This is a genomic window from Desulfovibrio desulfuricans DSM 642 (assembly GCF_000420465.1).
In the GTDB taxonomy this organism is placed as follows: domain Bacteria; phylum Desulfobacterota; class Desulfovibrionia; order Desulfovibrionales; family Desulfovibrionaceae; genus Desulfovibrio; species Desulfovibrio desulfuricans.
In genome coordinates this window covers 1-17,104 of sequence record NZ_ATUZ01000016.1, presented here as the reverse complement: position 1 = coordinate 17,104, position 17,104 = coordinate 1, and the positions used below count along the sequence as shown (strand labels likewise).

Genomic DNA, 17,104 nt, shown 5'->3' with positions numbered 1-17,104 from the left:
TCCCGCACGGCAAACAACAACCGGCCCAAAAGCATAATGCCTTTGGGCCGGTTACATTCTTCAGCGGCGAGCGCTCCCGCCTGCATAAGCGTTATTGACCGCGAATCCAGTAGGTTTCAAAACCGTCTTCAAGCCAGCCGTCCTTCACCCGGGTGAAGCCAGCCTCCTTGAAAAGATCGCGGTACTCATCCTGCGTGCGGCGCCAGCCCCAGAACTGCTGCCGACGAATACCCATATAGTGCAGGGCCGCGCGGATGCCGATCTTGATGGCGTTCACAAAACTGCCGATAAACGAATCTTCTTCCAGCAACGACGCAGAAAGCAGCACCAGTTCCCCGCCGGGGGCAAGCTGCGCCCGCAGTTCCCAGAGCAGATGCTGGAACTCGCGCGTAGGAATGCCGTAGTCGACAGTAGACAGGTAGATCATGTCGTACTGCACATCAGAGGGCAGACACATGGGCGGCAGCCCGATATAGATGCGGTCGCTGGGTATGTATTCCCGCAGCCACTTCATACCTACGGTGCTGGGTTCGTTGACATGCAGTTCAAGCTCCGGCATTTCTTCCAGCAAAATCTTTTCCATATAGCCCACGCCGCTGCCAATGGACAGCACGCGCACGGGTTCCGTGCGCCCTGCGGGGTCTTGCGCCAGCTTTGCACGCAACTGACCGATAAGCCACTTTGCGTCTGTGCGCTTGTTTTCGCGCCAGACAGAGGGCAAATCTTCCCAGTTCTTGTAGCGGCGGAACAGCTCTTCGTAAAAAACCGCATAAAACTTTGGTTCCGCCAGATGAAAGAATGAAATATGTGAAAAGGACGTGAAGGGTATGCCCTGCCAGCTTTCCTGATAAAAACGCCGCACGTTGAAGCCTCCGAGACATGGCCGCAAAAGCTCGCCTCGCGCAGGATTGCGCCTCAGGCAAACTTTCGATGCGCAAAATCATAACCCAACCGTCAGCAAGGCGCAATGCGCGTAAACCTGGCGGCGGCAACTTGCACAAGAACGTGACCAGACCGCAACATCACTGCAATACTTAAAAAATATCTGGCAGGCACACGCAGCAACCAGCCAGATATCATGCAGCAGCAAGCGCAAACAAATCATAAAAATCCGCAAGGGGAGGATCTTTCCCGATCCTCCCCTTGCCCATAGCTGCCAAACTGGCGGATAACCAGCAAACAAGCATCTTGCGGCCACTGTCACCTACAGACGCTCCTTGCTTTCTTCTTTTTTCTGCTCTCAAACCTGGATACGGCGTTCCGTTAACCCGCCTTCATTTCCTGAATAAGCCGCCGCAGCACCTGGGCCTGCTGGGCCATCTCGCTCATGGCCTGGTTGGCCCTTCCCATGGCTTGCGCCGTTTCTGCCGAAATCGTTGCTACCTGCTCCACGGAGCGGCTGATTTCCTCGCTGGATGCCGATTGTTGCTCACTGGCTGCGGCGATGGAGCGCACCTGATCGCTTGCCTGTTCCACAAGGCTGACAATCTGTGTAAGCGCCTCGCCAGAAAGCGAAGCCCGATGCGTGGCGCTTTCAATGGTGGCAACAGACTTGTCCACGCCGTCAATGCTTTTGCGGGTTCCTTCCTGAATACCACGAATAACGCCGCCCACTTCCTGCGTGGCTGTCATGGTCTTTTCCGCCAGTTTGCGCACTTCATCAGCCACCACGGCAAAGCCGCGCCCGGCATCGCCAGCCCGAGCCGCCTCAATGGCGGCATTAAGGGCCAACAGGTTGGTCTGATCTGCGATATCTGAAATAACGCTCATGATCTGCCCAATGCCATCGGCCTGTTTGCCGAGCGTAGCCATATCGGCCTTGACTTCAAGCGACTGCTTTTGCACCGCAGTAATGTCGCTCACCACATTGCGAACCAGCTGCGCCCCTTCCTGCGCCTTGGTGCGCGCGGTATCGGAGGTATCAGAGGCCTTGGCGGCATTTTCCGCAACTTCGCCCACGGTGGCGTTCATTTCGTCCATGGCAGAAGACGTAACCGAAACACGCCGAGACTGTTCCTCTGCCCCATTGCTCGACTGCGTAATCAACGCAGAAAGCTGCTCTGTGGTAGTTGATACCACCTCAACCACGCTTTCAAGCTGGTGCGCGGCCTGCAACATACCCTCGGCCTTGGCGCGCTCTGCCTGCACCTTGGCAGCCTGAGCCTCTTGCGTGGCTATTTCCGCATGGTGGGCCTGCTCCGAAGCTTCAGCGCTTTTCTGCTCCGCCTCGGCGATCTTGTCCTTCATGGTTCCCACCATGTTCTGCAAGACATGATAAACGCCGCCGGGCTTCTTTTGCTGACGGAATGTCACATCCAGATCGCCGTCAGCAATCTTGCCTGCAACTTCGGCGAGATAGCCAGGGTCTTCGCCAAGCTGCCGCATAACCTCACGCGTGAGCAACATGCCCTGCCCCACAGACAAAATAAAACCAATGGCAATGGCCGCAAAAATCATTTTTTTGGAAAAATCAGCCAGTTCGTCATTGGACTGGGCGAGCAGATGACCCTGCTCTTCCTTGGACTCCACAAGGCGGTTGATTGCGTTCTGATACTGGTCGGCCAGCTTGTTTCCTTCACTATCAAGATAGGCTTCGGCTCCGGCGGAATCACCAGCCTGCTTCAACTTGAGAACCTTGTCCGTCATGCCTCTGAACGCAGCGCGGTGTACCTTGTACTCTTCAATAATCTGCTTTGCCTTGGCAGAAATCAGGGTCTTTTCCACAGCTTTTGAGCTTTCGTCTATTTCTTTGCGCAGTGCTTCAATCTGAGCAGTACGTTGCTTAACCTCCGCATCAGACGATGCACCAACGATACCTTCCATGTTGACGCAAATACGTTGGAAACCCACGGAAAGCTTCAGCAGATCCGCCATGGGGACTGTGGCGCGCTCATAAAGGATTGTGTCCGCATTATTGACCTTACCCAGCTCAAAAACGGCAAAAACGCCTACACCCAAGGTCATCAGCGAAGACAGGATAAAACTCACAATGAGCTTTGTTTGCAGTCGTGTATTTTTTAAAAGGCTCATGGTCGATTCTCCAGGAGAGGGGGGATTTTATACTATTAGCGTCCTATTTTCTTTATCGGCACAGTCTTTAAATATTTTAGGCTATCAGCAAAAGTAATTAAAATTGTTTTTCACATAACACCATACAATCATTTGTTTATCTACCAAACCAAATTCCTGTCATATTGTCCAGCATCGTGTGCACACGATGCTCGGCACATCAGGGCTTATCAATCGGTCTGAGAGGAATGCATATTTCCGTCAGCAGGTCTGCGGGAGGGGTCGTTTGCGGTGAATTCCAGTAAATTTCAAAGCCCGGATCATTATACGGTTCGCGTCCACTCTGCGGGAACCACATGCCAAACAGCGACCTGTAGGCCGGATGCAGCAGAGAGTACGGCCCCCTGATGCGCAACACGGCATACTCCTGTTCCCCGCCAATATGCCGCAAAAAAATATCCTCATTCTGTAGCAGGGGGCACAATTCGACACTTGTTTCCAGCAATCCTGACGGCAGGCTGACGCAGGCATCCATGCGGCACTTTTGGGGCGCGGTGATGTCCGGGTTGTCGTAGCTCACGCCGTAAGCCGCTGAGGCATCAGAAAGCAGGCCGTTGGCCCCCAGCGCGCCGCACAGTTTTTCCCATGCAGGAAAACTCTCGTCATACGGCCCTGTATGCCGCACGGCAGCCACCAAAAGCGGTGCGAATTTTTCAACACGTACATTCATGGGTGGGAGGTCGGTCATTTCATGATAAAACAGAGGGCGCGCCAGATCGCGCCTGCGGGCAACCTCCAGATGCCCCTTCCTGCGGCGGTATTCAGACGGCAGCATGCCCTGATGCGCCCGAAAAGCCCGCGTAAATGCGTCCAAGCTATCGTAGCCCGCGCCAAGGGCTATCTGGGTGACAGATTCAGGGGAATGCCCAAGCTGCATAGCGGCGCGTTCCAGCAACAAACGGCGCACGTACGCCGCAACGCTCTCGCCCACCATGGATGAAAATATCCGGTGAAAGTGATAGGGCGAAAAACAGGCTATGCGCGCCAGCTCTTCCAGGTTTGGCCTGTCATCAAGGTGCTGCTCAATGTGGCGCAGCACAAGGCCTATACGCTGCTGGTAGGTAAGTGTTTCCATTTATTCTCCCATCTCGGTTCTGGCCGCCAAGGGCCACGGTGGGCAGAAGCGCAAAAAAAGTCGAGCGAATTTTCGCCAGCAGGAACATGCTGACCCGACACAATATATCCCCGCAAGGAGTAACTATGAACGGATTTGAAATAAAAGTTGTGGATTTTCCGGCCAAGCCGCTTATGGGCATCAAAGTGCGTACCAATATGGCAAAAGCCAAGGAAGACTGCCAGGCCCTGTGGCAGAACTTCTGTCCGCAAATGCCCAAAATTTATGGCAAGGAAAGCTACGGCGTTTCCATTATGCTCAATGCCGAGGATTTTGATTACTGGGCCGCCGTTGAGGCTGACGAACAGATTCCGGCAGGCATTGAAACAACCGCCATACCGTCCGGCTTATACGCCCGCTGCACTGTGCCAAATCTGGAAAGCATCGGTGCGGGATACATGTTCATGTACCAGACATGGCTTGGCGGGCAGCAGGAATGGAAACTGAACGAGCAGGCCCCCTGCTTTGAGCTGTACCCTGCGGACTGGAATCCGAGTATGCCGTTTGATCTGTTTATGCCGGTCAAGCGTTAGATTCCATCATCCGGCGGAGTTGGTACGCCTGCGCGGCTCAGTCTCGCCCGAGAGGCACTAAGCTTATCTTTTTTCTGCCCTTCGGGCACGGGATTCCGCCGTCCGGCGGGGTTGGGGACGCCTGCGCGGCGCGCGGCAAGGCGGGGCCGGTTATGGGGCTACGCCCCCTTCTCGGCCCCCCTTGCATCCCCCCCCGAAGCACCCCTTCAGGTTTTCAACTTCCTTAGCGTGGCGAGGGCAACGCGGCCATAGCTGCGGGAGCTTCCCTCGCTCACTGCGCTCGCTCAGGTGATCTCCCTCCGCGCCGCGTAAATGCCAGAGGGGGCTTTCGCTTCGGTCAATATCCACTTCAGCCAAATCCCACGGGTTTAGCTGTTCGTTTAGGGCGTGGTCTTGTCCTCTTTTCCCGTAGCTTCTGATGTTTCAGTCACCACCAAGCCCGGACTAATCACGGTAGTAAACAAATACCGGTATCACATAGACAAGTTACATGCGATAACGACAATTTCCATTCAACCCCGATCAGGCGGATGAGTTACGAGCTAAAAAAAATCACTCAGCATCAAAAGCTGGTCGTGAAGTAACCTTCCTTAAACTCGCCGGAGCAAGGCGAAGGCGATGGTTGGTGTTGGTCGAGTTTGCAAAATACGCATTTTTCTGGACTGACAAGGAAAAGTCCTGTTTTTGAGCGCAGCGTACTCAAGTACGTGAGCATCAAAAACAGGACTTTAACGCAGTCAGGCCGAAAAAGTCGAGTTTGCGTAAATCAGCCCGACAGGCTCACCCACGCCACCCAAACTCTTCCCGCCTTTTCTTGCCCTCTCCAACCCTTACACTGCCACAGGGCTACGCCTGCGGCTTACGGCTCAGAATCAACGACATATAGGGCGGAGTTTCACCCGCAGCACAAGCTCCGCCAAGCCCCTGACAGACCTTCTCCGCAGGCTGCTCCACATGGCTCGCCAGCACGCACGACTCCAGCCTGTTGGTTGCGCCCAAGGCTTCCGCAATGGCAGGCAAATTTCGATAAGCCTTGAGAATAACAGCAGTATCACTCTGCAGCAGGGAATCTTCCAGACTCTCCCGGCTGTTGATGCCCGGTATGATGCGCAAGGTCTCGCCGTTTTCGCACAAAACGGTGCGGGTGCGGGCAGCTGCCGCCTGAAAGGACGTGATGCCGGGAATGACCTCCACCGCCAAATGCGGCGCGCATTCGCCAAGGGTGCGCATGAGGTAGCCAAAAGTGCTGTACACCAAAGGATCGCCAATGGTCAGAAAAGCGGCGCTCTGCCCGCTTTCCAGCACATCTCTGGTAGTCTGGGCCGCTACGCGCCACGCCTCACGCAGCACGGAACGATCGCGCGTCATGGGAAATTCCAGCCGCAACACGCGCACATCGGCCCGCAGATGCGGGCGCGCCGTGTCCAGCGCCGCTGAAAAATCATTGCGGGGCGAGGCTGCCGCAAGGATAACATCCACCTCGCCCAACACCCTGACTGCCCGCAGGGTCAAAAGATCAGGCGCGCCGGGGCCGACGCCCACGCCGTAGAGAATTCCGTTCATTATCTTCTCTCTTTACAATGCTCTGAAATATTTATGGGATCAGCGATGCAGCCAGCTATCCAGCTCTTCCGCCGCATCCAGGGCGCGGGGGCCGGGGCGGGCAAAACGCTCTTCGTCCACCACGAGCACTCGGCCAGCTCGCTGGGCGCGCAAATCCTTATAATGGTCGCGCTCGGCCAGAGGCGTGGGCGCAGGGTTCATGGGGCCTTTCTGAATAATGTACGCATCCGGGTCTGCCGCAATCAGGGCTTCCTCGCTGTAGCGCACCAGCTTTTTGCTGTCGCTCACCACGTTTCCGCCCCCGGCAAGGGCAAGTATTTCGCTGCTGATGCCGCCGCGCCCCGCCGCCAGCAGATTGGGATAACGCACCTCGTAAAAGACGCGGACCACGGGCTTGCAGGCATTGCGGCTGCGCAATGCCTGCACACGGCTCTTCCAGCCGTTTACAAGAGCCTGGGCTTTATCCTCGCGCCCGGCAAGCCGCCCCAAAGTTTCCGTCACCTCAAACAGCCGCTCAAAGGAATTTACCTCAAAGGTCAGTACCTTGAGGCCTAGGGAACGCAGATTCTCGGTCTGTGTCTGGGCTTCGCTGCGGCCTTCAAGCTGCAAAACCACATCCGGCTGTTGCGCCAGCACAAGCTCGGCATTGGGACGCATGTGCGTGCCAATGGCAGGCAGGGCCGCAAGCTCCGGCAGATTGCCGTCCGCAGCAGTGCGCGCCACCAGCAGGTCGCCAGCGCCCAGAGCCAGAAAAATCTCGTTAAACGCTCCGTACAGCGCGATCACCCTTTTGACAGGTTGGGCAAAGGTTACTGTTGCGCCCGTGTCGTCCGTGATGACAATAGGGGCGGAATCACGACGTTCGCTGTTTTCAGAGTTAGCCGCCTGCGCTCCTGCCGGGAATAGAACCAGACAGAGCATCAGACACAACGTCATCAACAGAGGCCGCCGGGGCAGCAGATTTTTCCCCGCTCCACGGGCCTTTTGCGCTGGCAAGCAGGGCCTGGGGCAACCCCCACCTTGGGTGGGGCAACACGCAGATGGGTATGTTGTAAAGCGCACCGAGATTCTCCTCTGTAAAAACCTTTGCTACCGGCCCGTCAAAAACCAGATTTCCGTCCCGCAGCCCCATGAGGCGCGTGGCGTAGAGGGCAGCCAGATTGCAGTCGTGCACGGCCATGAACACGCAGGCTCCGGCGGCGCGGCGGCGTTCAAGCAGGTTGAACAGATCAACCATGCGCGCCCAGTCCAGCCCTGCGGCCAGTTCGTCCAGCAGCAGGAGCGGGCTTTCCTGCGCAAGGGCGCGGGCCAGCAAAACCCTTTGCAACTCGCCGCCCGAAAGTTCGGTGAGCCTGCGGTGTGCAAGCGGCGCGGCCCCGGTTTCTTCAAGCGCCCGGTCTGCCGCCGCATAGTCTTCCCGCCCATAGGCCCCAAGCCACGAAAGATGGGCAAAACGTCCGAGCAGCACCATCTGCCGTGCGGTAAGGCCCTGCGGCAACTGCCCTCGCTGCGGCACCACCGCCACCATGCGGGCGCGCTCTCGCGGCTTCAATGCCGCCAGCGGACGCCCCTGAATCTCAATGGTGCCAGCCTGCGGCATCAGCACCCCCGAAAGGGCGCGCAGCAGCGTTGTTTTGCCGCTGCCATTGGGGCCAAGCAGGGCGGCGCACTCTCCGGCGTGCAGGGTAAAGCCCGCCTCGTGCAGCACGCTCTGCCCGCCGTATCCGGCGCGCACCCCGGCAATACGCAGCACAGGCGGTGCTGTGCGCCCCTCATGGCGAATATCTTGGTCAGGCCGCAGCATCAGCGCCTCCGCACCAGCAGGGCAAAAAACGGCCCGCCAAGCAAGGCTGTGACCACGCCCACGGGCAGTTCCTGTCCGCCGGAAAGCACGCAACGGGCCAGCACATCCGCCCAGACCAGCAGCACCCCGCCGCCCAAAAAGGCCGCAGTCAGCAAGGGGCCGTGCCCCCAGCCCAGCAGCAAACGCAACACGTGCGGCACCACCAGCCCCACAAATCCAATCACCCCGGCCACGGCCACGCAGCCAGCTGTCATGCAGCTTGCCCCGGCCAGCAGCCACAGGCGGGCGCGGCCCACATCAAGGCCTGTTTGAGCGGCCTGTTCATCGCCTAGGGCAAGCACGTCCAGGGAGCGCCAGCCAAAGGCCGTTGCCAGCAAGCCCGGTACAAGGGTCGCCAGCAAGAGAGGCAGACTGCTCCAGCCCCGGCCCTGAAAGGAACCCATGATCCAGAACACGATGCTGGTTACGGATTCCTCGTTGAGGGCCTTCACAAGGGCCACCAGCGCCCCCAAAAATGCAGCCACGGCAATGCCCGCAAGGATAACGCTCTCCCGGCTGAATGCGCCGTCGCCGCGCCCAAGCCACAGTGCGCCGCCAAGTGCCGCCAGCGCGCCGATCAGGGCCGCAGGGGCCACCAGCCCGGCATGGCTGAACCCGACCAGCCCCGGCACGCCGCCCAGCCACGGGATGCTCCCCAGCATGGCGACCAGCGGCCCGCCAAGGGCTATAGCCATACTGGCCCCGCAGGCAGCCCCGGCGGAAATGCCCAGAGTAAAGGGATCAGCCAGCGGATTGCGCAACACGCCTTGCAATGCTGCCCCAGCCATAGCCAGAGCGCCGCCGCACAGGGCGGCCAGGCACACCCGGGCAAGGCGGATGCTCACCACAACTCCGGTCAGGGCCGGATCATCGGGCGTGGCCGCAAAGCCTGCCAATGCCGCCAAAGCGCGAAACACGCTCTGCGCGCTCAAGGGCACTGGCCCCGGCAAACAGGCCAGCGGCAGCGAAACAAGCCACACGACCACAAGACCGGTAAAAACCGGCCACAGCCTGCGGGTTTGCGGGTAGGAGGAGGGAGAAGATGCGGTCGTTCTGGTCATGCCAGCCCTCTGGCCGTAGCCTGCGGGGGCAAACGCGGGCCAAAGCGTTGGCTGACCTCAGGGGTCAGACCCTTGCCCAGTGGCGGCCTGCGCCGCGCGGGCATAAAAAAAGCCTCTTCCACTCGTGGTGGAAGAGGCCCGTATTTCCTCTGTCCTGCCGGCAAAAACCCGTTGCCGTGGGGCGGCCAATGCCGCACCGTGGTGCCGTCATTCCATGACTGCGCACCTTGGGGCATGGCAGGTCTTCCGGCTTGGTTCCCCTGCTCCGGCCTTCCCGTTTCCAGTGGCGCAAGATGGAGCAAGGTTAAGAACCTTACGGCGGCGGGTCCGCTCCCGTTTTTCACGGGATTCCCTTTTCAAGCCGGTCTACCCGGCTACCAATGCCGCCAACACTCTAGGCGCGGCCTTGCGGCCTGTCAATGGCTCAGGCTGCTATCCACACAAGGCTGGCCTGACGGCCCGAGCGTCTGGCGCAGCGGTAGGAAAAAAACTGCTCGTTGTTGCTGGCGGTGCAGATGTCCAGCCCATAGATGTTGCGCGGCAAAAGGCCCGCGCGCTCAAGCTGGTGCCGCGTGAGGCCCCACAAATCCATGGTTTTGCTGCTGGCATCAAACCAGGGCAGGTAGGGTTCGCCCCACTCCTTGCCCAAATTGACAAATTCCGCCTTGCCCGGCCCGAGGCTGGGGCCGCGCACAGCCAGCAGATCGCGCGGTTCAAGGCCGTAACGTTCGCAGAAGCGGGCCACGCCCGTGATGGGGAAATCGCAGCGGTTGCCACGCCAGCCCGCATGCATGGCGGCGATGTACGCGCCGCTTTTGTGGGCAATAAGGATGGGCTGGCAGTCTGCCGTTTTGATGAGCAGCCCAAGGCCGGGACGCTCTGTGGCCATGCCGTCGCCTTCCGCCGTGACGGGCGTTTCGCAGGCCACGGCCTCCGGCTCAAAAACAAAACCATCGCCGTGCACCTGCATCAGTTCGGCCCAGGCGGTCATGCCTTGCGGGCGCAGGCCTTCCAGCAGGCTATGGCGGTTGGCAATGACGTGTTCGGGCTTATCCTGCACGGTAAAAGCAATGTTGCCGCCGCCAAACTCGCCAAGGCTCACGCCTCCGGCGCGGGTCTGAAAGGCGCAACGCACCTGCGGAACACCGGGAAAAATAAAGGGGATATAGCTTACAGACACAGCATACGCTCTTCAGTACATATATAGTTGACCCGCTGGTCCCAGGGGGCCAGGGGCAGGGATTCCACAAGCTGAAATTCAAAACACAGGCCCACGCGGGGGCAGGTGAATCCTTTTTCCAGAAAGCGGTCGTAATAGCCGCCGCCATAGCCCAGCCGCCCTCCAGTGAGATCAAAAGCCACACCGGGCAGGAGCGCAAGATCGGGGGCAAGGGGGTATGCTTCCCCCGCGCCGCTGCCGCCCGCCGCTTCCGGCCCGAAACCGGGCAGGGAATCGTGCGGTTCAAGCAGGCCGAGAGGGCCGGGCCGCAACTGATCCGGGCCGCTGCAGGCCACAAAGTCCATAAATCCCGGTTCGCTGCGCCGCACACGCGGCAGCCACACGAGCATACCAGCCCGCCATGCCGCGCGCAGCAATGCCTGCGTGCCAAGCTCACCCCTAACCCCCACATAGAGGGCCACGGAGCGGGCATTCTTCCACAGGGCGGATTCCATCAGCCTGCTCTGCGCCGCCTTGCTGCGGATTTCTGCCAACTGGGGGGACTGCTCCACCCGCAGACGCCGCATGGCTTTGCGCACATCGTTTCTGGCCTGAGCCATAGCCTCGGACAGCACGGCTGAAAGATTGCCCGCCGGGCACGTTAGCGGAGCATCCGGCTGGTTCACTGGCTGACTGGGCGGCACAGGCACGGAGGGTGTGGCATTGGAGGGCAAGCGTCTCTTTCCTTGTGGTGCAATGTGTGGCATTCTCAACACCTGCGCCACTGTAACAAAGGAAGCAACACCATGCCAAGCGCCGACTCTCAGGATTTTCTCTGGATCGCCGTGGGCGACATCCACGACGAGCCTGAACGTTTTGCCCAGATACCGGAACTCTCGCAGGCTGACGGCATTATCGTTACCGGCGACCTGACCATCACCGGCGGCGTCAAGCAGGCAGAGCTGGTCATGAGCGCCCTGTGCGTCCACGACATCCCCGTGCTGGCTCAGATCGGCAACATGGACAGGCCTGAAGTTGACCAGTGGCTGAGCGAAAAAGGCTGGAATCTCCACGCCGTCACTCGTGAGCTTACGCCCGAAATCGCCATTTTTGGCGTTGGGGCCTCCACATTTACGCCCTTTGGCACGCCGAGCGAATTTCCGGAATCCGCATTTTCCGCGTGGCTTGAAACCTGCTGGCAAAAAGCCCGCCACTATCCGCACAGCGTGCTTGTTTCGCACAATCCGCCCAAGGATACCGCTTGCGACATGATCCCCGGCGGCATTCATGTGGGTTCCACAGCCGTGCGCGAATTTCTTGAAGAAGCCCAGCCGGACATCTGCCTGTGCGGGCATATCCACGAATCGCGCGCCATGGACCGCGTGGGCCGCACCCTTGTGGTCAACCCCGGCATGCTTGCGCAGGGCGGCTACGTGCTGCTGCGCTCCAATTCGGGCCAGCTCTCCGCCGAACTCAAGATGCTTGAAGACTAATTTTTTGCCTGCCGCATCTGCCGGAACGCATTGTAAGGATGTGATTCGACGGATGCGGCCCTTGCCCCAGATCCACACCCGCCTCCACAATTTTTCTTCTGCCTCCGCAGCATGTTAGGATGGCAGGCACAGTTCACGCCGCGCTCATTTTCCCGCCCCGCCCTTGCCCGCTTGCATATTTTCAAAAAAAACGTACTCTCCAAAAAGCGGATTAGCATGCTGCCGCCTTCGCGCGCCTTGTTGGCGCTGCGGCGGAGCAAATACGGCACATTCCCGTAAGTGCATGGCATGCTGGCTGAAATTTTTGCGGAGGCTCAACGCCCCGCAGCAAAAGGATTTTCATGACTATAGACCAAGACACCCCCGTGGTCGCTTCACAGCAAGCCACGGATGCATCGTCGCAGGAAGTTTCCAAGCCCAAACGTTCAACCACAACACGCAGCAAAGCCAAACCAGCCGCCAAGCCAGCCTCTGGCAAAACAGCTTCCGGCAAGGCCGCGTCCAAAACCTCCGGATCAAAGCCCGCCAAGGATTCTTCTGATTCTAAAGGCGCTTCCGATTCCAAGGCCGCCCAGGCCGAATCAGCTTCATCCAAGACCTCGGCATCAAAAGCCGCATCAACCGCCAAGGTCGCAGGCCGCAGCGCGGGCAAAACAGCAAAGACGACTACCGCCAAAGCTAAAAAAACGGCTGAGCCCTCCAAAGAAATTTCTGGCAGCGCGGCAGATGCCGTAGCGCCCAAGTCAGCCGCCGCCCCTGCTGCTGAGGCCCTCAAGGCTGCTGGCAAAACTCCGGGCAAGGCTCCTGCCAAAGCTGTGGGCAAGACTGCGGGCAAAGCCGCAACGCCCCGCAAGGGCAAGACAACTGAAGCCAGCACAACTGAAGCTGCGGCTACGGCCAAAACTGCAAAAGCTTCTGATCGCTCCAAGCAGGAAGCCGCGCCCCAAAAGCCTGCCGCAAAGGCTCCCAAAGGTCGGCCCGCAAAAACAGCGGCAGAAAGCAGTGCAAAAGCCACTGCTCAGGTAGCTGCACAGACACTTGACGCAGCGCCTGCAGGCACAGCCCCCAAGTCCGTAAGCCCCGCATCAGACAAGCCTGCGGTTTCTGCGGCTCTCACTAGCCCGGCTCCCGTGGCTCAAGCCCCTGCAAAAGCAGCTGAGCTGAGCGCAAAGCAGGCGTCGGAACAAATTTCAGACAAACCCGCAGACGCAGCGCGGCGCCAGAACGCCCCCGCAGCGGAACGCGGTCAAAGCCCCAGACCGGCTGCCGATCAAAATGTGAGCCAGGCCGCAAGTCAGCCCGCAGACAAAGCAGTAGGCACACCTGCCGCCCAAGCGGAACAGGATGCGGAACAGGCCGCTGAAAGCGGTTCTGCATCGGCCTCCGGCGACGCCGCTGCAGGGGATGGCCCGCGCCGCAAGAATCGGCGTGGACGTCGGGGCGGGCGTGGCCGCAACCGTAAAAAAGAACTGAACGGACAGGATGACGCGCAAACCGCCGAGGATCAGGCCAGCACCGCCCCTCTCGACGATGATGACGATGCTCTTGATCTGGCCGATGACGCGCCAGAGCAGGCCAGCCGCGCGCAGGATACGCGCCCCCAGAACGCCCCCAGGCAGAACAAGCCCGCCAGGCAGGCCAAGCCACAACAGCAGCAACAGCTGAACAAGCCTGAAAACGGCAAGCCGGCTGAAGGCGGCAGATCCACAGAAGGCAACAAGGCTGCCAATGCTGACAAGGCTCCTACCGAAGCCCCCAAGGGCAAGCGGCGCATGTTCATCAGCGTGCTGCCCGGCGAACAGGTAGAAGTCGCCCTGGCTGAAGACGGCCAGTTGCTGGAATACTATCTGGACATGCTGCACCAGCGCAAAATCAAGGGCAATATTTACAAGGGTGTCATCCACAATATCGACACCAACCTTCAGGCCGCCTTTGTCAGCTACGGCGCTGGCAAGAACGGATTCCTCCAGATTGACGAGGTGCATCCCGAATACTGGCTGGCCCACCACGAACCCTCCAAGGGCAAAAAATTTCCGCCCATTCAGAAGGTGCTGAAGGCGGGTCAGGAAGTGCTGGTGCAGGTGGTCAAAGAACCCACCGGCAGCAAGGGCGCGTTTTTGACCACATGGCTTTCCCTTGCCGGGCGCTTCCTTGTGCTTACGCCGGGGCAGGATCAGATCGGCGTTTCCCGCAAGGTGGATGACGATGATGAGCGTTCGCGCCTGCGCGAAATGATGAACGGCATTGACCCCGGTCAGGGGCTTGGCGTCATTGTGCGTACTGTCAGCGCCGGAACCACCAAAACCACGCTCAAGAACGATTTGCAGTATCTCAAGCGTGTCTGGCGCGATATCCGCAAAAAGGCCACCGAGGTTTCCGCCCCGACCCTTATCTACCAGGAGCCGGGTCTTTCAGAGCGCGCCGTGCGCGACTATCTGACCGAGGACGTGTGCGAAATCTGGGTTGATAATGATGAAGTGGCGCAGAGCGTGCGTGACACCGTGAACCTGCTGTTCCCCCGCCGCAAAGATATTGTGCGGGTGCACACCGACATGCGCACCCCCATGTGGGAACGCTTTAATCTGCGCCGCCAGCTGGAGCAGATTTATTCCCGCGAAGTGCTGCTGCCCTCTGGCGGGCGTCTGGTGTTCGATCAGACGGAAGCCCTCATGGCCATCGACATCAACTCCGGCAAAATTTCCGGCAAGGGCAACTTTGAGGCCATGGCGCACAAAACCAACATGGAAGCCGCCGAAGCCATTGCCCGCCACCTCAAGCTGCGCGACATCGGCGGCCAGGTGGTGATCGACTTCATTGAAATGCGCGACAAAAAACACGTGCTTGAAGTGGAAAAAACCCTGCGCACAGCCATGAAGAATGACCGCGCACGGCACGATGTTGCCCGGATGAGTTCCTTCGGCCTGCTGGAACTGGTGCGCCAGCGCACTGGCTCCTCGGCTTTGGCCATCTCGCTTGAACCTTGCCCCGCCTGCGGCGGCACAGGCATGCGTCGCAATATTGAGTGGCAGGCATTACAGGCCCTGCGCGAACTGCGCCGCATGATCAGCGCAGAGCCCAAGGAAAAATGCGTATACCCGGCAAGCCCGGAACTGGCCCTGTATCTGCTGAACCACAAGCGCGACACCCTGCGCGAGATTGAGCAGGATTATGGTAAATGTCTGGAAATAATGGTTCGTCCTTAGAATACGGTGCGGCAGCCGGGGTGGAAACCCCGGCTGCTGTTTCTGCACAGCACTCCCCGGCTGACGCCGCGCCCGCCGACTCCACTCTGGCAGGCTCCATTGTAGCTGCGCCCACAAATCCCTTGCCCGCCAACAGCCTGCTGCTGCATGTTTGCTGCGGGCCGTGTGCCGTCATGCCCATCACGCGCCTGCTAGACGAGGGCTTTGCCGTGACCGCATGGTTCATGAATCCCAACATCCAGCCGCTGGCAGAATATCTGCGCCGCCGGGAGGCCGCAGGGCAATGTGCCGAACGCCTGGGCGTGCCGATCATTTACGCCGATGAAACATGGGACATCACCAACTGGCTGCGCGCTGTGACGGGGCGCGACACACCGCCCGCCCGTTGCGCCTATTGCTGCGAAAGCCGCATGCAGGCAGCGTTTGCCTTTGCGCGGCAGCAAGGCTTTGCCTGGGTGAGCAGCAGCCTGCTCTACTCGCGCTATCAGCCCCACGAGGTCATCAAGGCCGCAGGCGAGCAACTGGCGGCCCAGGAGGGCGCACCAGGCTTTGCCTATCGCGATTTTCGCGCGGACTGGCAGGAAGGCATAGACCGCTCAAAGTCCATGGAACTCTACCGCCAGCCCTACTGCGGCTGCGTGTACAGCGAGGCGGAACGCTACCAGAAAAAGCTTTTGCGGTGCATCAAGGGATGATCTAAATTTTTTTTGCAGTTTTCGCTTGACCTTGCCCCTGTTTTTCCGTAAACACTTCCTTGCCTGAACGATCCCCGATAGCTCAATTGGCAGAGCGGGTGACTGTTAATCACTAGGTTGGCGGTTCAAGTCCGTCTCGGGGAGCCAAACGAAAGTAAGCCCTTGCAGTTAATAGCTGCAAGGGCTTTTTCATTTTATTTCAGCATGTTAGATTTGAGAATATCCACCAGCGGCAAAACTGCCTCCCATAAGGCATTTTGGGCCTAGACCAAAGACGGGGGCAAACCCCTTCACCGGACAGTTTTTCGACAGATCCCCCCAATAAGGGGGTTCACTTTTCCGGACCAGTCAACGGCAAAACCAAGGTGGACAGTTTCATGGCTATGCCTCCTTTGGCAAGGCCGGGCCCTCTCTGGCCTAAACGCTGTCATATCCCCATCAGATTTATGCCATCGAAGGCCTTGTGCGAACACCGATTGTTGTAGAACTCAAGCCGCCAGACCAGGACGTGGAGAAGATCACTCCCGGCCTCCCCCCTCAAATGCACGTATTCATACTTCAGAAAAGCTAGGGCCATTCGATCGTCACGTTGTCCATCCAGCGACCTCGGCCATCCATTGAAATACGTGCTCCGGCCTCTCTGAGAGTTCGTGTAAACACGTAACGCCTGAACTGCGAGCCTTGGTTAGTGTTGAAGATTTCCGGTACGCCGTACCGGTTCATTGCCTCCAGGGCGGCGGCACAAGAATCTGCATCCATGATTTTTGATAAGCGCCAAGAGAGTGCCCCTCATTCCCCAACCTCAGACATATTCTCTTGATGAATGCATTGATAAGGCCGCAGGCAACCCCAAGCCAAGATCATCATTGCCAAAGCGCAGCAGGCAAGGAAGGCCCAGAAAGTCTGCCCAACAGAACCTACCCATCATTCAATCATAGAATGACAGCCAATATGCACCTTAAAGCTACCTATCATATTAGACTAAAAAAATATTCAAGCTCATAAGGATGCCGCGCAACAATTAATGGGAGATTTACAGTTGACCCTCCCCCCGAAAAGTATGCCATTGAAAAGTTAGTGTTCCTGACATAGGAGCACAAGAATGAAACGTAGCAGATTCACCGAAGAACAGATTATTGGAATTTTGCGGCAAGCCGAGGCTGGAGTTCGCGTTGTCGATCTATGCCGTCAGCATGGCATCTCGGATGCGACCTTTTACAAGTGGCGCAGCAAGTTCGGTGGAATGAACATCTCTGACGCAAAGCGATTACGCCAGTTAGAGGAAGAAAACGCACGGCTGAAAAGACTTGTAGGCGAGCAGGCACTTGATATTGTCGTCCTAAAGGACGTGATCTCAAAAAACTTTTGAAG

Annotated in this window: 13 protein-coding genes, 1 tRNA gene, 1 pseudogene and 1 riboswitch; of the genes and pseudogenes, 6 read left to right on the top strand and 9 right to left on the bottom strand. The window is 58.6% G+C overall.

Annotated elements, in window-relative coordinates:
* Nucleotides 1–91: 91 nt before the first annotated feature.
* From G449_RS0111350 to G449_RS0111340, 3 genes are all read right to left on the bottom strand, one after another.
* Nucleotides 92–862 (bottom strand): methyltransferase domain-containing protein, encoded by a 771-nt coding sequence (locus tag G449_RS0111350; protein ID WP_022659436.1) that lies wholly within the window; start codon nucleotides 860–862, stop codon nucleotides 92–94.
* A gap of 401 nt (nucleotides 863–1,263) precedes the next feature.
* Nucleotides 1,264–3,030, bottom strand: a complete 1,767-nt coding sequence (locus G449_RS0111345; protein WP_027180942.1) for a methyl-accepting chemotaxis protein — start codon at nucleotides 3,028–3,030, stop codon at nucleotides 1,264–1,266.
* Between the two features lie 199 nt (nucleotides 3,031–3,229).
* Nucleotides 3,230–4,144 (bottom strand): AraC family transcriptional regulator, encoded by a 915-nt coding sequence (locus G449_RS0111340; RefSeq protein ID WP_022659435.1) that lies wholly within the window; start codon nucleotides 4,142–4,144, stop codon nucleotides 3,230–3,232.
* A 125-nt stretch (nucleotides 4,145–4,269) separates the two neighbouring features.
* Here G449_RS0111340 and G449_RS0111335 point away from each other — a divergent pair, with 125 nt between their 5' ends.
* The gene (locus G449_RS0111335; protein ID WP_022659434.1) at nucleotides 4,270–4,716 is read left to right on the top strand and encodes a GyrI-like domain-containing protein; all 447 of its coding nucleotides are present in this window, start codon (nucleotides 4,270–4,272) and stop codon (nucleotides 4,714–4,716) included.
* A gap of 846 nt (nucleotides 4,717–5,562) precedes the next feature.
* Here the strand turns inward: G449_RS0111335 and cobI are convergent.
* The 6 genes from cobI to G449_RS0111300 all read right to left on the bottom strand — a co-directional run bounded on the left by cobI (nucleotide 5,563) and on the right by G449_RS0111300 (nucleotide 11,109).
* Nucleotides 5,563–6,279: a precorrin-2 C(20)-methyltransferase gene (gene cobI, locus G449_RS0111330; protein WP_022659433.1), complete on the bottom strand. Its 717-nt coding sequence runs from the start codon at nucleotides 6,277–6,279 to the stop codon at nucleotides 5,563–5,565.
* A 39-nt stretch (nucleotides 6,280–6,318) separates the two neighbouring features.
* A complete protein-coding gene (locus G449_RS16925) occupies nucleotides 6,319–7,200 on the bottom strand; it encodes an ABC transporter substrate-binding protein (protein WP_022659432.1) in 882 nt (293 codons plus the stop codon).
* On the bottom strand, nucleotides 7,157–8,083 hold the full coding sequence (locus G449_RS16920; RefSeq protein ID WP_022659431.1) for an ABC transporter ATP-binding protein: 927 nt from the start codon (nucleotides 8,081–8,083) through the stop codon (nucleotides 7,157–7,159). Before G449_RS16920 ends, G449_RS16925 begins: the two co-directional genes overlap by 44 nt.
* Nucleotides 8,083–9,183, bottom strand: a complete 1,101-nt coding sequence (locus G449_RS0111315) for a FecCD family ABC transporter permease (RefSeq protein ID WP_022659430.1) — start codon at nucleotides 9,181–9,183, stop codon at nucleotides 8,083–8,085. Before G449_RS0111315 ends, G449_RS16920 begins: the two co-directional genes overlap by 1 nt.
* Nucleotides 9,184–9,402: 219 nt before the next feature.
* Nucleotides 9,403–9,581: riboswitch (cobalamin riboswitch) on the bottom strand.
* Nucleotides 9,582–9,607: 26 nt separating this feature from the next.
* The gene (locus tag G449_RS0111305; RefSeq protein WP_022659428.1) at nucleotides 9,608–10,363 is read right to left on the bottom strand and encodes a purine nucleoside phosphorylase YfiH/LACC1 family protein; all 756 of its coding nucleotides are present in this window, start codon (nucleotides 10,361–10,363) and stop codon (nucleotides 9,608–9,610) included.
* Nucleotides 10,354–11,109: a 5-formyltetrahydrofolate cyclo-ligase gene (locus G449_RS0111300; RefSeq protein ID WP_081640546.1), complete on the bottom strand. Its 756-nt coding sequence runs from the start codon at nucleotides 11,107–11,109 to the stop codon at nucleotides 10,354–10,356. Before G449_RS0111300 ends, G449_RS0111305 begins: the two co-directional genes overlap by 10 nt.
* A gap of 39 nt (nucleotides 11,110–11,148) precedes the next feature.
* On the opposite strand from G449_RS0111300, the gene G449_RS0111295 reads away from it, so the two are divergent.
* The 5 genes and pseudogenes from G449_RS0111295 to G449_RS0111265 all read left to right on the top strand — a co-directional run.
* Nucleotides 11,149–11,835 carry a metallophosphoesterase gene (locus G449_RS0111295; protein ID WP_022659426.1) on the top strand — a complete coding sequence of 229 codons (687 nt, stop codon included), beginning with the start codon at nucleotides 11,149–11,151 and terminating at the stop codon, nucleotides 11,833–11,835.
* A gap of 341 nt (nucleotides 11,836–12,176) precedes the next feature.
* Nucleotides 12,177–15,038 (top strand): Rne/Rng family ribonuclease, encoded by a 2,862-nt coding sequence (locus G449_RS18125; RefSeq protein ID WP_022659424.1) that lies wholly within the window; start codon nucleotides 12,177–12,179, stop codon nucleotides 15,036–15,038.
* A complete protein-coding gene (locus tag G449_RS0111280; protein ID WP_022659423.1) occupies nucleotides 15,011–15,733 on the top strand; it encodes an epoxyqueuosine reductase QueH in 723 nt (240 codons plus the stop codon). Before G449_RS18125 ends, G449_RS0111280 begins: the two co-directional genes overlap by 28 nt.
* A gap of 71 nt (nucleotides 15,734–15,804) precedes the next feature.
* Nucleotides 15,805–15,880 (top strand) — tRNA-Asn (locus G449_RS0111275).
* Nucleotides 15,881–16,835: 955 nt separating this feature from the next.
* Nucleotides 16,836–17,093, top strand: a pseudogene (locus tag G449_RS0111265) (transposase); the annotation flags it as partial.
* Nucleotides 17,094–17,104 lie beyond the last annotated feature (11 nt).

What these genes read in the sequence shown, in the direction of transcription:
- G449_RS0111315 (WP_022659430.1), bottom strand. Translation starts at nt 9,183, where the DNA reads ATGACCAGAACGACCGCATCTTCTCCCTCCTCCTACCCGCAAACCCGC.
- G449_RS16925 (WP_022659432.1), bottom strand. Translation starts at nt 7,200, where the DNA reads ATGCTCTGTCTGGTTCTATTCCCGGCAGGAGCGCAGGCGGCTAACTCT.
- cobI (WP_022659433.1), bottom strand. Translation starts at nt 6,279, where the DNA reads ATGAACGGAATTCTCTACGGCGTGGGCGTCGGCCCCGGCGCGCCTGAT.
- G449_RS18125 (WP_022659424.1), top strand. Translation starts at nt 12,177, where the DNA reads ATGACTATAGACCAAGACACCCCCGTGGTCGCTTCACAGCAAGCCACG.
- G449_RS0111335 (WP_022659434.1), top strand. Translation starts at nt 4,270, where the DNA reads ATGAACGGATTTGAAATAAAAGTTGTGGATTTTCCGGCCAAGCCGCTT.
- G449_RS0111345 (WP_027180942.1), bottom strand. Translation starts at nt 3,030, where the DNA reads ATGAGCCTTTTAAAAAATACACGACTGCAAACAAAGCTCATTGTGAGT.
- G449_RS0111280 (WP_022659423.1), top strand. Translation starts at nt 15,011, where the DNA reads ATGTCTGGAAATAATGGTTCGTCCTTAGAATACGGTGCGGCAGCCGGG.
- G449_RS16920 (WP_022659431.1), bottom strand. Translation starts at nt 8,083, where the DNA reads ATGCTGCGGCCTGACCAAGATATTCGCCATGAGGGGCGCACAGCACCG.
- G449_RS0111295 (WP_022659426.1), top strand. Translation starts at nt 11,149, where the DNA reads ATGCCAAGCGCCGACTCTCAGGATTTTCTCTGGATCGCCGTGGGCGAC.
- G449_RS0111300 (WP_081640546.1), bottom strand. Translation starts at nt 11,109, where the DNA reads ATGCCACACATTGCACCACAAGGAAAGAGACGCTTGCCCTCCAATGCC.
- G449_RS0111340 (WP_022659435.1), bottom strand. Translation starts at nt 4,144, where the DNA reads ATGGAAACACTTACCTACCAGCAGCGTATAGGCCTTGTGCTGCGCCAC.